Genomic DNA, 13081 nt, shown 5'->3' with positions numbered 1-13081 from the left:
TCAACGAAAAGCAGAAACGAGGGAGGCAGCATCGTGAAAATCATGCGACGCGCAGGAATTGAAGCGGCAAAGCTCGCTGTGGTCTTGTGGTTCGTCTCGGTGTTCGCCTTTCTCGCTCTTCGTCTCACCCCTGGGGACCCGGCAGTGTTGCTGCTGGGCCCCCAGGCTGGGCGGCCGGATGCCGCGGAGACTCTTGCCCGATTGCGAGCAGAAATGGGGCTCGACCAGCCCTGGCCCGTTCAGTACGGCATCTGGCTTGGCGATATCCTCCGCGGCGACTTCGGCGTCTCAAGCCGCAGCGGGGTAGCGGTAGTAGAGCTCGTTGCCGGCGCAGTTCCACCGACGCTCTTCCTCATTGTGGGAGCCGTCGTCATCGCGGTGCCGCTGTCAATCCTGTTCGGGATGGCCGCCGCTTACTTCCGCAACGGCATCGTTGACCGGGCCGTGCGTTTCGTCACGACACTCGCAATTGCGATTCCCGCAGTGTGGCTTGGTCTTTTTCTCATCATCATTTTCTCTGTCACACTCGACGTGCTTCCATCGGGTGGATTCACAAGCCCTTTCGATGACTTCGGTGAGTTCTTTATCCAGATGATTCTTCCTGTCACCACTTTGGCAATCTTCTTGGGGGGAGTGCTAACGAGGTTCGTCTACGCCGAGGCATCCGACGTCCTTCGACAGGACTACATGCGAACAGCGTTGGCCATGGGGATCTCGACACCGCGTCGCGTCTTCATCTATGCCATGCGGAACGCCGTCACGCCGATGATCACGATCGTCGGCGTTCAGATCGGAGCGCTCGTGGGTGGCGCCGTGCTTGTCGAGGCAGTGTTCGGCCTCGGGGGTATCGGTCAGCTTCTTCTCTCAAGCGTTCTCAATCGTGACTATCAAGTAGTGCAGGGTGCTGTGCTGCTCACCACGATCGTGGTGCTGCTCGTCGGCTACCTCGCAGACCTCGCCTACCGTCTCGTCGACCCGAGGATCACAGAATGACACTCACAGAACCGCGCACAAGCGCGACGACTTTTTCTCGCATCATTGCAAAGATTGCCGCCATTGGCCCGGCCAGACTCTCTCTCGTTGTCATCGGCGTCGTAGCCCTGCTCATGGCCGTGTGGCCGTCGATCTTCAGTCCGTACTCACCATCCGCAATCGATGCCTCGTCGATCCTTGTGTCGCCGAGCTTCGCCCACCCCCTCGGCACTGATGAGGCAGGAGCTGATGTCTGGGCTCGGCTCGTGTACTCCACTCGGCTGGAATTGGTCATCGCCGCTGGCAGCGTTCTCGTCGCCCTCGTCATTGGTCTTCCTACCGGTCTTATCGCGGGAAATGCTGGCAGATTCTTGGATGGCGCCTTCACGAGCGTCGCGTCGGCAACGCTCGCTTTCCCTCTTGTGCTCTTCGCCATTCTTATGGTCGCGAGCTTCGGCACTACGAGTTTGTCGCTCACGGTAATTATTGGTTTCCTCTTCTTCCCTCGCGTTTTTCTTCTCATGCGAGCACAAACCCGAAGTCTCAAGGAGCGGGAGTTTGTGACCGCTTTGCGTGTGGGGGGAGTTCGGCCCGCTCAGATTCTCGGTCTCCATGTGCTTCCCAACTCTGCTGGGCCTCTCTTGACATTGATTCCGACCCTCATGGCTGAAGCGATCCTGATCGAGGCCGGGCTGAGTTATCTCGGCTTAGGCGTTGACTTGCCCGCCTCAACCTGGGGAACGATTCTTGAAGCATCCAAGAACTACTACGTGACCTCGCCGTGGTACGCGATTTCGGCTGGACTCGTCATCACCTTCGTTGCAGCCGTGCTCATGTTTGCGGGAGAGCTGATTGCGGAGTCAGCCAATCCCATGAGACGGCGGCGTCGATCATGACCACAACCACTCTCTTGCGTGGAGGGCAAGTTGCCGACGGAACGGGCTCCCCACTGGTTACCGCTGATGTTCTTATCTCTGACGGGAGAATTGCCGGTATTGGCGAGTTCTCGGCGAGCGCCGCCGAGCACGTCATCGACTGCACGGGACTCGTCATCGCGCCGGGATTCATCGACATCCACACCCACTCAGATCTCACTCGCTTCGCCTATCCGGAAGGCGAGTCTCGAGTGCTGCAAGGGATAACGACCGAGGTCATTGGAAACTGCGGGTTGAGCCCGGCACCAATTCGTGGAAACACCGCTGATGTGAGGGCGATTATCGGACCCGTGGACATCGTTGCGGAGGTCGACGTGCCGTGGAGTTCCGTTGCCGACTACTTCAACGTCTTGGAGAACACTCCGGCCGCAACGAACGTCGCGCCACTTGTAGGTCACGGAACGATTGTGATGGCTGCTCACGCGCGTGTGGGAGTCGCGCCCGAGCGCGAACAGGAGCGACGGGGAGTCATGATCGCAGAGCTCGAAGAGGCTCTCGGGGCTGGAGCTTGGGGACTGAGCTTAGGGCTTATGTACTCACCGGGAGAATTGAGTTCTGGGACCGAACTCACGGATCTCGCGCACACAGTTTTCCAGCACGACGCTTTGCTCAGCATGCATTTGCGCGCGTATGACGGTGGCGGGCTTGCCGATGCAGTTAGTGAAGCGATTGCGATTGCAGCTTCGTCTAAGGTGCGATTGCAAATCTCGCACTTCCGCTCAATTCGCGACGACGGCACCGCTCTGAGTGAGGCTATCGAACTCGTGGAGAACGCGGAAGTGGATGTCGAAGCTGATGCCTACCCTTATCTCGCTGGCCACACCACGATGTTGCAATTGCTCCCGAGCGAACTGCGCGGCCTCTCCGTTGATCACATTGCGCAACATATTGCAGATGCCCCAGCCACGGTCGCAGCAATGATCGAGTCGAGTGCGGGCTTTCCTCCTGAAGCCATCACTGTGGCCAAAGCTCCGAAAACCCCGTTGGCAGTCGGCGTAACGCTCAGTGAACTGCTTCTGGGCTCCTCGCTTGAGTCGTGGGGTGCTCTCGCGGTCGAGCTTCTTCTGCGCAATGACCTTAATGTGGATGTCATTGTCGTAGGAACCCGACCCGAGGATGCTCTTCGGGTTCTACGGCATCCGCTCGTCTCTGTCGCGTCGGATGGGCTCGCGCTTAGCCTGACCCACAGCGCTAATTTGCCTCATCCGCGCTCTATCGGCACCTTTCCTCGCTCGTTCGACGAACTTGCGCGTTCCGGCATGTCCATTGTCGAAATCGTGCACAAGATGACGGCCAAACCGGCCGCTCGACTGGGAATCACGGATCGGGGCGTGCTCGCTGTGGGCGCCTTCGCAGACATCACCGTGTTTGATCCGCTGGCCATGGCCGACCGTGCGACCTATGCCACGCCGCTCGTTGAACCCGCTGGCGTATCTCACGTTTTTGTGAACGGCGTCCGCGTGGTGTCCGACGGCCGGCACACGCACGAATTGCCGGGCCGACTGTTGAGAAGGAGAAATGCATGAGCCCTTCACCGTTGCTAGAAATTTCAGACCTCACGGTCCGCTATGGCACGGGCAAGAAGAAGCCCGCCGTCGATAGAGTGTCGCTGTCTCTTGCCGCTGGCGAGACAGTGGGGCTTGTTGGCGAATCAGGATCCGGAAAATCAACGGTCGCTCGGGCTGTTCTTGGTCTGATGCCGTTCGAGGGCACGATCACCTATCAGGGAGAGAACCTTGCACAGGTGTCCTCTCGACGGATGCGCGCCATCCGTAGCGACCTGCAGATGATTTTCCAGGACCCGTACGCCACGCTGGACCCTCGCATGACTATTGGCCGGCAAATTGCGGAACCAATGCTCGTGCACAAGATCGTCTCGCGGTCAGGCATCGCCGCGCGAATCGGCGAGCTTCTCAACCAGGTGGGACTTTCCGCCGACATGGCCGGTCGTTACCCGCACGAGTTCTCGGGCGGTCAGCGCCAGCGCATCGCAATTGCGCGCGCGCTGGGGGTGAGCCCGTCGCTTATCGTGTGCGACGAACCGACGAGCGCGCTTGACGTTTCAGTCCAAGCGCAAGTACTCGAGTTGCTTCAAGAATTGCAACAAACTCAAGGAATCGCATACCTGTTTATCGCGCACAACTTGGGAGTAGTGCGGGCTATGTCCCATCGCGTCGCTGTCATGTACCTCGGTGAGATCGTGGAGTATGGCACGTCGGAGGAGGTCTTCGGCAACCCACAGCATCCGTACACTCAGGCACTGATTGAGGCGGTGCTCGAACCTGACCCGGAATCGCGGCATCGTTCAATGACGATTGACGCCGATCTGACCAGCCCGATCACGGTAATGAGGAAGCACGCATGAGCGATTCAGCACTCCTAGAAATCCGGGATCTCTCAGTGCAATTCTCAGCGTCAGCTCCGCCAGCTGTTCGTGGAGTTTCGATCAGCGTAAATGCAGGAACGCGCGTGGGGATCATCGGCGAATCGGGATCCGGTAAGTCCGTAACTGCCATGTCAGTTCTTCGACTAAACGATGAACGAATTGCTCACTATAGTGACGAGTCATCGATCACACTTGATGGTCGTGAATTGCTCAAAGCTCCACTCTCCGCGATCCAGGGTGTGCGAGGCGCTCAAGCATCGATGATTTTTCAAGACCCCATGTCAGTGCTCAATCCGGTGTTCCGCGTCGGCCATCAAGTGCGTGATGTGCTGATCGCCCACCGTCCTGAGCTTCGCAAAAAGGCTCGCGAACTTGTTATTGAGAGTTTGGACGCTGTCGGCATTAGAAATCCTGCAACGGTCTACCGCCAGTATCCGCACGAGCTGAGCGGAGGCATGCGTCAGCGAGTCATGATCGCGATGGCGATTGCTTCGTCTCCGCGGCTCCTCATTGCGGATGAGGCTACAAGTGCTCTGGATGTCACGGTGCAGGCTGCAGTTCTCGAGACCATCGGTGCCCTTGCCGATGATCGCGGAATGGCGGTGCTCATGATCACGCACGACATGGGCGTCGTCGCTCGGTTCTGCGACTACGTCTACGTGATGTACCACGGCGAAGTCGTGGAATCTGGGGCAGCGGCCGACATTCTCACTTCTCCACAGCACGACTACACGAAGAAGCTTCTTGCCTCTGTGCCTCGCCTTCACGGCGATCAATCCCGTACTGCCTAGTACGCACTACCCAACCAACACGATAGAAAGGCATCAATGTTCCACGCAATCACGACTCCGGACGCCCCTCAGCCCGCAGGCACCTACTCCTCTGCGGTAGTTGCGGGCTCGCTGGTATTTCTTGCGGGCCAAGGCCCGTTTGACAAGGACAGTAACCGCGTTGGCGAAACATTCGCTGAGCAGGTCCGCCAAACTTTCCGTAACCTTGAGACTGTTGCGCAGGCCGCAGGGACGAGCCTAGAAAACACCGTTCGCTACGGCGTCTACCTCAAGACTCTCGATGATTTCGCGGAGTTCAACGAGATCGCTGCGGAGTTCTTGACCGCGCCGTTGCCCGCGCGCACGACGATCCAGGCTAATCTTCGCGGTTTTGATGTTGAGCTCGATGCGATCGTCGCTCTTCCCGCGAAGTAGCAATGCGTCTCGCAGTTATTGAGGGACGCGCATCGCTACTTATCGACGGCACGATTGTCGATGTTGAGAGAGCTAGCGTTGGCCGATTCTCGACCGTTGTCGACGAGCTCTACCGTGACTGGTCGAGTTTTATGCAGTGGAGCACGGATGTTGCCGCGGGGGACCGTCTGGAGTCCGAACTGCGCTCTGCCCAGTGGGGTGCGCTTGCGCGGGCCCCACGGCAGATTTTTGCGGTAGGGCTTAACTACGTAGACCATGCTGCAGAGTCTGGCTTTACAGTTCCGGAACATCCGATGGTCTTTACAAAGTTCGCGTCGTCGATCGCTGGCCCCTTTGAACCGCTTAAGCTGCCGAGCGACAACGTCGATTGGGAAGTCGAGCTCGTCGCAGTTGTCGGGCATGGTGGACGGAACATCGCTGAAACTGACGGACTCGGCGCGATTGCAGGCTTCTGTATTGGCCAGGACTACTCGGCGCGCGACGTTCAAATGCGCGGCGTACCGCCGCAGTTCTCGCTCGGAAAATCCTTCGCGGGGTTCGCCCCGCTCGGGCCTGTCTTCGTGGACACCGCGACTTTCTTGCAGCAGTCTGATGTCACTCTGGACTGTTGGATTGATGACGCGATTGTGCAGAGCGCATCGATGAAAGACATGGTGTTCTCGGTGCCCAGACTCGTGAGTGAATTGTCGTCCATTGTCGACTTGCTGCCCGGTGATCTCATTTTCACCGGTACTCCTCCCGGGGTGGGCTTCGGCCAGCAGCCACCCCGTTACTTGCGAGCGGGTGAAGTTGTGCGAAGCACAATCAGCGGGCTGGGCACGATGTCTCAAGAATGCGTCGCTCACCGAGACGCGTCCTAGCCCCGCGCGCTGTGGGTGTGTTTGTCAGCCGGACAGGCAGGCCCACAGCGCTCGCATCGGTACGATGGATTCTCAAAGTAGTGCGAGTGGGGGATTCTGGTGACGTATAGCGCTATTCGTGTTCGAGAGACGCCCGGTCAGCCACGCTCCGGCCATGTCGGATCCTCGGTGATGGTCGCGGGCCTTGCCGTAGCGGCGTGGGTGGCTTTCGGCAGGCATCTCTTTGGCATCGGTGGCGATCTCACGATTGTCTACGCGACGACGTTGGGTGTTGTATTTGCCGTTCTTCTTACTCTTGTTGGTGCCGCGATTCGTCGAACCGGGCGCCGAGGCTTTTCAACGCGACCGGTCACGCACGCGATGGTGGTGTCGTCGGGAGTCTGCGCGTTTCTTTTAGGGCTGACGATCCCCGATACCACTGCGGCTGGCCTACAAACTATCGTGAGCGGTCCGAACGAACCTGCACTCGGGATTGCCATCGGTATCGCGAACCCTTTGGGCGTCGTGGGGATATCGACCGCGATTATCGCTCTTGTGCTCGCAATCAAGGAGTCTCGCGGGCGCATAACGCTCGTCGAGAGTTGGGGCGACGATGAGTCGTCAGTTGTCACAGCGACGTCGAGACTGTAGTCAGGTCTGCACGAGTTGGGAGTGCTCAGTCAGCGCGTGCCATTCCCTGTCGTGGTAAACCAGCGGAGGAGCGCTCTTATACTCATCCTGAATCTGGGCTTCCTGGGCTAGCACCACAATGAGCGATGCTGAGCCTGTATCGAGTTGGTTGATCCGCTGACCTCGAATCTTTACGGGCGCTGCGGGAAAGTAAGGTTCACCGGTGGGAAGTCGTGACCACTGTGTGAGATCTGCAAAGCGATCGACCCCGCTGGTTGCGCATAGTTTCGCGAGGTGAAGTTGTTCGCTCCCGAGAAAGTGCACGACGTACGAGCTCGCATGGCGAATACCCGCGGCAGTCGATGCCTTGTGGCCGATCGAGAATGCAAATAGCGGCGGATCTGCGCTCACGGACACTATCGATGTCACGGTTAGCGCGATTGGTCCCAGCGCAGAGTCAGCGGTAACGATGGCGACTCCGCCCGGGTGCTGGCGGAAGGCGGCCGCAAACTCCGCTGCGCTCAGCGCGATGTCGGCGCCCTCTGCATTAGGTGCGGGAGAATCGCTTGTTCTCGTGGTGGTGGCTGTTATCTGCATTCGTCCATCCAATGACTCGGGGATGTGGACTAGCGTGCACACACTCTCGATTCGAAGCGAGCATATGTCGATATATGACCTAGTGTTGCGCCTTTGTTTCACTCGCAGATGCGGGTTAGCGGTTATCGGCGCACGATGGGGTCATGCCTAGACAAATCCGTTTCAACGCCTTTGACATGAACTGCGTCGCCCACCAATCGTCGGGAATGTGGCGTCATCCTGATGACCAGTCCTGGCGATACAAGGATCTCGATTACTGGACTGAGCTTGCCCAATTGCTCGAAAAAGGAACCTTTGACGGCATTTTCATTGCGGATGTCCTCGGCACCTACGACGTGTACGCGGGGTCGAATGAAGCCGCGATCCGCCATGGAGCTCAAGTGCCAGTCAACGATCCTTTGTTGCTCGTTTCTGCCATGGCGCATGTCACGGAACATCTCGGTTTCGGCATCACGGCCGGCACGGCCTATGAGCATCCGTATCCCTTCGCGCGGCGTATGTCGACGCTCGATCACCTCACGAAGGGCCGTATCGGCTGGAACGTCGTGACCGGGTACTTGCCCTCGGCGGCGCGGAATATGGGTAATGACGATCAGCTTGAGCACGACGATCGCTATGACCACGCTGACGAGTGCCTTGAGGTGCTCTACAAGCTGTGGGAGGGGTCGTGGGAAGACGACGCGGTGATCCGTGACCGCAAGTCTGGCGTGTTCACCGATCCGAAGAAAGTGCACAACATCGAGCACAGCGGCAAGCATTTTTCGGTCCCTGGCATCCACTTGTCAGAACCGTCGGTGCAGCGAACGCCAGTGATCTATCAGGCTGGAGCATCACCGAGAGGTATCCAGTTCGCCGCGGGCAACGCCGAAGCAATCTTTGTTGCTGCTTCGACGAAAGCGGGGCTCAAAGCAACGGTGAGCCGCATCCGTGATGCTCTGGAGGCTGCCGGGCGTGATCGATACTCCGCCCGTATCTATACGCTTCTCACCATCATCACCGACGAGACCACAGAAAAAGCTCACGCCAAGTACGCCGACTACCTGAGCTACGCGAGCGAAGAGGGGGCGCTCGTCTTCATGTCGGGCTGGATGGGCATCGATCTCGCGCAATATGACCTTGATGAACCGATCGGTAACGTCAAGAGCAACGCTATTCAGTCAACCGTCGCCAACTTTCAACAGGCCAATAGCGACGGCAGTGAGTGGAAAGTGAGAGACATTGCTCGGCTCGGCGCGATCGGTGGCCTCGGTCCCTTCATCGTGGGCTCCGGTGAAGAGATTGCGGATGAGTTGGAGTCGTGGGTGGCGGAGACTGATGTTGACGGCTTCAATCTGGCCTACGCGATTACGCCGGGAACCTTCGAGGACGTCGTCGAGCACGTGATCCCGGTGCTGCGGGCACGCGGGTCATATCCCGAAGAATATGTGAAGGGAACCCTGCGGCAGAAGTTGCACGGTCGAGGTGATCGCTTGCCCGCCGAGCACGCTGGCGCGAGTTACCGCCGCTAATTTAGTAGGCGCTGCGGCGGCGGTTGAAAGCGGGCGCTTAGAGTTCGACGGAGTACTTGAAGCCGATGTGGGAGGCTTCGAATCCAAGCTTGGTGTAGAAACGGTGGGCATCCGTTCGTGCCTCATCAGACGTGAGCTGGATGAGGGACGCACCAAGCGTGGGTGCTGCAGTGTCGATTACCCAGCGCATCATCGCGCCGCCAATGCCACTTGAGCGTTTGCTTGCGGCAACTCGCACCGCTTCCACTTGCAGTCGGTGAGATCCTCGCCGGGCCATTCCGGGGATTGCCGTGAGTTGCATAGTTGCAACGACCTCGCCGGATGCTGCGACAACCACGAGAAGCGCATTCGCGGGAGTCGTGGCGATGGCGTGGAAGGCTTTTTCGTAGGCGGGACGGTCTTCAGGGCGCGCGGTATCTCCGCGTAAGGCGCTGACGGGGTCATCAGCAAGCAATTGCAGGATCGTGTCGATGTCTCCGAGTTCGGAGTAGCGAAGAGTCATTTCGCCTTCGCGAGTCTGCAGGGTCGTAGGAACTGTCACTTTAGAGAACACTCCTATGACGTTAGCAGCGCTCGCGTTGTTGCGAAGCTCGGCAACGCGGAGTCGTGCAAAGGTCGCCGGTGTTGTCGGGTCAACCTGGCCTTGCTACTTATTAGAACATATGTTCGAATAATCATCATGCGATGGAGTGGCCAACAAGTCAGCAGCGAAGCGCCCGATGCGTTGCCGGGGCTTGCCAAGCTCAACAATCTGGTGCGCACCGTTCGCACGCCAGAGTTTGACGGAGTGACTTTCTATGAGGTGCTCGCCAAGAGTGCTCTCAATAAGGTGCCGACAGCGAGCGATATGCCATTCGGTTGGACAATTAATCCGATGCGCGGTTGCCTGCACCAGTGCACCTATTGCTTTGCCCGACCGACGCATGAATTTCTCGATCTCGATGCGGGCAAAGACTTCGACACGCAAATTATCGTGAAAGTCAATGTGGCCGAAGTGCTCGCTCGCGAGCTCAGCAAACCACGCTGGGGGAGACACCCGGTAGCGCTGGGCACTAACACTGACCCATATCAGCGGGCCGAGGGTCGCTATCGACTCATGCCGGGCATCATTGCTGCTCTGGCTGGCTCAGGCACCCCGTTGTCCATTCTCACCAAGGGCACGCTGCTGCGGCGAGATCTCGATCTATTGGCTGAGGCGAGCTCGCACGTTCCTGTTGATGTCGGGATGTCGATTGCCATTTACGACGACGAGCTGCAGCAGTCCGTAGAACCTGGAACGCCTACGGCGAAAGCGAGATTGGCTACGGTCACCGCGGTGCGAAATGCTGGTCTGGATTGCGCCGTCTTCTTGATGCCGATTCTTCCGTTCTTGACTGACACGCAGGATCATCTTGAGCGCGCTGTTGCGCAGGTCAAAGAAGCGGGCGGCACGTCCATTGTCTACTCTGCACTGCATCTCAAGCCCGGAACAAAGGAATGGTATTTCACGTGGCTGGAAGGTGCGCACCCTGAATTGCTCGCACAATACCGCTCACTGTATTCCCGAGGAAACTACGCTCCGAAGGAGTATAGAAAATGGTTAGCGGCCAAACTGCAGCCGATCATCCGTCGCCACGGTTTGCAGCGCACCAAGCTTGACCCGGCCACGGGCATTGTTGGTTCTCGCGCGCAGCCACGCGTGCATTCTGGGTTGAGGGGCAACCCGGCGCAGCTCGGTCATTCGCTGATTGCAGAAGAGATGCCGCCAGAGCTAGCCGCCCGCGCAATGCCCCAGCCGATGCTGTTTTGAGCCGCCTCTGTGTCGAGCCGCCTCTGTGTCGATCCGCTTCTGTGTCGATCCGCTTCTGCTTCGCTCGGCGTCTGGGCGGTTCCTCACTGTTAGCTTCGGGGTTCCGTACAGTTTCGGCTCGCCTGTGTCTCGCTATTTAGGCTTGACAGAGGTGCGGCGCTCGATATAGCCGCGAAGCCTGAAGTGAGGAGAATCGCTGATGCCATCAACTAACAATTCACGACTCAAAGATCCGGAGCTCTATGAAGAGCTTCGCAGTAGTGGCGCGTCGAAGGAGAAGGCTGCCCGCATTTCTAATGCCGCCGCACACACGGGGCGTTCTGAGATCGGACGACGGGGTGGAGAGTCTGCTTCTTACGAAGAGTGGACTGTCAAGGATCTCAAGGAGCGGGCTCGAGAACTCGACTTGCACGGATACTCTTCATTGAAGAAGAGCGAGCTGATTGAAAAACTGCGTTCCCACTAATTCCGCTGAGCTTGAGAGCGATGCTGATTAGGCTGGTGCAGTGATGTCAACTGCGCCGTCGTATTATCTCCGCCATAGTGATTGTCGTTTCGAGTCGACGATCCACGCACAGGGTGCGTGGAATCCACGCGAGCAACACATGGCTCCTGTTGCAGGGATCATGGCCCATGCGCTTGAGGCGTTCGAGGCCCGCCCTGATTTACGAATCGCTCGCATTAGTTACGAGATCTTGGGGCTCATTCCCGATGGAGAGTTCGACATCGAGGTGTCGATGCTGCGACCGGGGCGCACCATTGAGCTCATTCAGGCGGAGCTGAGTGCGGGCGGGCGGGTGGCCGTGCGGGCAACTGCGTGGCGGTTGCACACCTCCGATACCGGTGCGGTTGCGGGCGTTGAAGACCGGCGGATGCCCGGCCCCGATCAGGCCGGCGACCCCGTCGATCTCGTGGAGTGGCCAGGCGGTTACATCCGCTCGATTGAGGCCCGTGCGCTTCCGCATCACGCAGCGGGACGGGGCCGCGTGTGGTTGCGCACTCCACTGCCGCTGCTCTCGGCTGAGCCAATCTCTGACTTCGCGCGGCTCATGGGGCTCGTTGACGCTAGCAACGGCATTGCTACGCGCGTGAAGCCGGGAGATGGCGGCTATGCCTTTCCCAACGTCGACCTTCAGATCCACCTGTATCGACTGCCGGTCGGTGAGTGGTTAGGCCTCGAGAACTCGGTGAGCTTCGGCAGCGACGGGGTCGGTCTCACCTCGACGGTGCTGCATGACGGCGAGGGGCCATTCGGACGCGCCGAACAGATTCTCACCCTGCGCAGGCTTTAGGCGTCGGATCACTCGACGAAATAGGTTGTTGCGCGTGTTCAGCGCGACCAGTAATCTACAACCAAATGGTTGTAGATGAACTTTCGGATGCTCAAGTCGATGCGATGTTTCGGGCGCTTGCGGATGCCACGCGACGCGACATCGTCACTCGCGTATTCAGCGAGGGTGTTTCTGTCTCGCAGCTCGCGCTCAAGTACGAGATGAGTTTTGCGGCGGTTCAAAAGCACGTCGCCATTCTGCACACAGCGGGCTTGGTAACGAAACAACGACAGGGCCGGGAACAGATTGTTCGCGGCGACGTGCGAACCATTCAGCGCGCGCAAGAGCTACTTGCTCGCCTGGAGGATGTGTGGACGCAGCGTGTGCTGCGCATGGAAGCTGTGCTCAACGCGGAGTAGCCGCGTGGAACTATCACGATGGGAGAATCCAATGAAGGTAACGACTCACACCGACCCTGAAGCGCTCGCTATGACGACGAGTGCAGAACTCAGCGCCTCAGCGGAGCGGGCATGGCAACTGGTGAGCGACCCCCGGAAGCTAGAGCGATGGTGGGGACCGCCCGAGTGGCCAGCTACCTTTGTGCGGTTTGATTTTGAGCCCGGCGGACGCGCGCACTATTACATGCAGGGTCCTGATGGTGAACGTCTTCACGGCTGGTGGAAGTTCGTCTCGATCGCGGCTCAGACGGAACTGTTTATCGAAGACGGCTTTGCCGATGAGAACGGCGAACCCTCAGGCGATCTCGGTGTGACGACAGCGCGAGTGACGTTTGAACCGACTGACTCTGGAACTCGACTCACCATCCTTTCGCAATATCAATCCCTTGATCAGCTCGAAGCAATGTTGGAGATGGGCATGGAAGAGGGAATGCGGCTTGCCGTTGGCCAGATTGAATCGATCCTGCGCGATGAACCGGAGGGGAACTAAG

General features: G+C 58.6%; 16 protein-coding genes. 14 read left to right on the top strand and 2 right to left on the bottom strand.

Going from position 1 to position 13081, the window contains the following annotated elements; all coding sequences use genetic code 11:
- The first annotated feature begins 42 nt into the window (after positions 1-42).
- From AACZ26_RS12745 to AACZ26_RS12710, 8 genes are all read left to right on the top strand, one after another.
- A complete protein-coding gene (locus AACZ26_RS12745; protein ID WP_339622259.1) occupies positions 43-993 on the top strand; it encodes an ABC transporter permease in 951 nt (316 codons plus the stop codon).
- Positions 990-1868 (top strand): ABC transporter permease, encoded by an 879-nt coding sequence (locus AACZ26_RS12740; RefSeq protein ID WP_339622116.1) that lies wholly within the window; start codon positions 990-992, stop codon positions 1866-1868. Before AACZ26_RS12745 ends, AACZ26_RS12740 begins: the two co-directional genes overlap by 4 nt.
- Positions 1865-3433: an amidohydrolase family protein gene (locus tag AACZ26_RS12735; RefSeq protein ID WP_339622115.1), complete on the top strand. Its 1569-nt coding sequence runs from the start codon at positions 1865-1867 to the stop codon at positions 3431-3433. The genes AACZ26_RS12740 and AACZ26_RS12735 overlap by 4 nt, the downstream gene beginning before the upstream one ends.
- A complete protein-coding gene (locus AACZ26_RS12730; protein ID WP_339622114.1) occupies positions 3430-4272 on the top strand; it encodes an ATP-binding cassette domain-containing protein in 843 nt (280 codons plus the stop codon). Before AACZ26_RS12735 ends, AACZ26_RS12730 begins: the two co-directional genes overlap by 4 nt.
- On the top strand, positions 4269-5084 hold the full coding sequence (locus AACZ26_RS12725) for an ABC transporter ATP-binding protein (protein WP_339622112.1): 816 nt from the start codon (positions 4269-4271) through the stop codon (positions 5082-5084). The genes AACZ26_RS12730 and AACZ26_RS12725 overlap by 4 nt, the downstream gene beginning before the upstream one ends.
- A gap of 36 nt (positions 5085-5120) precedes the next feature.
- On the top strand, positions 5121-5498 hold the full coding sequence (locus AACZ26_RS12720; protein ID WP_100389123.1) for a RidA family protein: 378 nt from the start codon (positions 5121-5123) through the stop codon (positions 5496-5498).
- A gap of 2 nt (positions 5499-5500) precedes the next feature.
- On the top strand, positions 5501-6358 hold the full coding sequence (locus tag AACZ26_RS12715; RefSeq protein WP_339622109.1) for a fumarylacetoacetate hydrolase family protein: 858 nt from the start codon (positions 5501-5503) through the stop codon (positions 6356-6358).
- Between the two features lie 99 nt (positions 6359-6457).
- Positions 6458-6988: a hypothetical protein gene (locus AACZ26_RS12710; protein ID WP_339622107.1), complete on the top strand. Its 531-nt coding sequence runs from the start codon at positions 6458-6460 to the stop codon at positions 6986-6988.
- Here the strand turns inward: AACZ26_RS12710 and AACZ26_RS12705 are convergent, their stop codons facing one another.
- Positions 6989-7564, bottom strand: a complete 576-nt coding sequence (locus tag AACZ26_RS12705; protein WP_339622106.1) for a flavin reductase family protein — start codon at positions 7562-7564, stop codon at positions 6989-6991.
- A gap of 143 nt (positions 7565-7707) precedes the next feature.
- Here AACZ26_RS12705 and AACZ26_RS12700 point away from each other — a divergent pair, with 143 nt between their 5' ends.
- Entirely contained in the window at positions 7708-9072 is a 1365-nt protein-coding gene (locus AACZ26_RS12700; RefSeq protein WP_339622104.1) for an LLM class flavin-dependent oxidoreductase, read from the top strand.
- Between the two features lie 37 nt (positions 9073-9109).
- Here the strand turns inward: AACZ26_RS12700 and AACZ26_RS12695 are convergent, their stop codons facing one another.
- Positions 9110-9574: a GNAT family N-acetyltransferase gene (locus AACZ26_RS12695; protein ID WP_339622257.1), complete on the bottom strand. Its 465-nt coding sequence runs from the start codon at positions 9572-9574 to the stop codon at positions 9110-9112.
- A 177-nt stretch (positions 9575-9751) separates the two neighbouring features.
- On the opposite strand from AACZ26_RS12695, the gene AACZ26_RS12690 reads away from it, so the two are divergent.
- From AACZ26_RS12690 to AACZ26_RS12670, 5 genes are all read left to right on the top strand, one after another.
- Positions 9752-10861, top strand: a complete 1110-nt coding sequence (locus tag AACZ26_RS12690) for an Rv2578c family radical SAM protein (protein WP_339622103.1) — start codon at positions 9752-9754, stop codon at positions 10859-10861.
- A 199-nt stretch (positions 10862-11060) separates the two neighbouring features.
- Positions 11061-11327, top strand: coding sequence for a Rho termination factor N-terminal domain-containing protein (locus AACZ26_RS12685; RefSeq protein WP_339622101.1), 267 nt, complete (start codon positions 11061-11063; stop codon positions 11325-11327).
- Positions 11328-11370: 43 nt separating this feature from the next.
- Positions 11371-12153 (top strand): thioesterase family protein, encoded by a 783-nt coding sequence (locus tag AACZ26_RS12680; RefSeq protein ID WP_339622255.1) that lies wholly within the window; start codon positions 11371-11373, stop codon positions 12151-12153.
- A 65-nt stretch (positions 12154-12218) separates the two neighbouring features.
- Entirely contained in the window at positions 12219-12551 is a 333-nt protein-coding gene (locus AACZ26_RS12675) for an ArsR family transcriptional regulator (protein ID WP_339622099.1), read from the top strand.
- Positions 12552-12582: 31 nt separating this feature from the next.
- Positions 12583-13080, top strand: coding sequence for an SRPBCC domain-containing protein (locus AACZ26_RS12670; RefSeq protein ID WP_339622097.1), 498 nt, complete (start codon positions 12583-12585; stop codon positions 13078-13080).
- Position 13081 lies beyond the last annotated feature (1 nt).

This window comes from uncultured Salinibacterium sp., assembly GCF_963974405.1.
Taxonomy (GTDB): domain Bacteria; phylum Actinomycetota; class Actinomycetes; order Actinomycetales; family Microbacteriaceae; genus Rhodoglobus.
Note: the sequence above shows the minus strand (reverse complement) of the source record. Positions and strands in the feature narration are given on the sequence as shown.

Bases quoted from the DNA above. Each gene is read 5' to 3' on its own strand.
- AACZ26_RS12715 (WP_339622109.1), top strand. From the start codon at position 5,501: ATGCGTCTCGCAGTTATTGAGGGACGCGCATCGCTACTTATCGACGGC.
- AACZ26_RS12730 (WP_339622114.1), top strand. From the start codon at position 3,430: ATGAGCCCTTCACCGTTGCTAGAAATTTCAGACCTCACGGTCCGCTAT.
- AACZ26_RS12745 (WP_339622259.1), top strand. From the start codon at position 43: ATGCGACGCGCAGGAATTGAAGCGGCAAAGCTCGCTGTGGTCTTGTGG.
- AACZ26_RS12740 (WP_339622116.1), top strand. From the start codon at position 990: ATGACACTCACAGAACCGCGCACAAGCGCGACGACTTTTTCTCGCATC.
- AACZ26_RS12735 (WP_339622115.1), top strand. From the start codon at position 1,865: ATGACCACAACCACTCTCTTGCGTGGAGGGCAAGTTGCCGACGGAACG.
- AACZ26_RS12725 (WP_339622112.1), top strand. From the start codon at position 4,269: ATGAGCGATTCAGCACTCCTAGAAATCCGGGATCTCTCAGTGCAATTC.
- AACZ26_RS12685 (WP_339622101.1), top strand. From the start codon at position 11,061: ATGCCATCAACTAACAATTCACGACTCAAAGATCCGGAGCTCTATGAA.
- AACZ26_RS12680 (WP_339622255.1), top strand. From the start codon at position 11,371: ATGTCAACTGCGCCGTCGTATTATCTCCGCCATAGTGATTGTCGTTTC.
- AACZ26_RS12700 (WP_339622104.1), top strand. From the start codon at position 7,708: ATGCCTAGACAAATCCGTTTCAACGCCTTTGACATGAACTGCGTCGCC.
- AACZ26_RS12675 (WP_339622099.1), top strand. From the start codon at position 12,219: ATGGTTGTAGATGAACTTTCGGATGCTCAAGTCGATGCGATGTTTCGG.
- AACZ26_RS12690 (WP_339622103.1), top strand. From the start codon at position 9,752: ATGCGATGGAGTGGCCAACAAGTCAGCAGCGAAGCGCCCGATGCGTTG.
- AACZ26_RS12670 (WP_339622097.1), top strand. From the start codon at position 12,583: ATGAAGGTAACGACTCACACCGACCCTGAAGCGCTCGCTATGACGACG.
- AACZ26_RS12705 (WP_339622106.1), bottom strand. From the start codon at position 7,564: ATGCAGATAACAGCCACCACCACGAGAACAAGCGATTCTCCCGCACCT.
- AACZ26_RS12720 (WP_100389123.1), top strand. From the start codon at position 5,121: ATGTTCCACGCAATCACGACTCCGGACGCCCCTCAGCCCGCAGGCACC.
- AACZ26_RS12695 (WP_339622257.1), bottom strand. From the start codon at position 9,574: ATGACTCTTCGCTACTCCGAACTCGGAGACATCGACACGATCCTGCAA.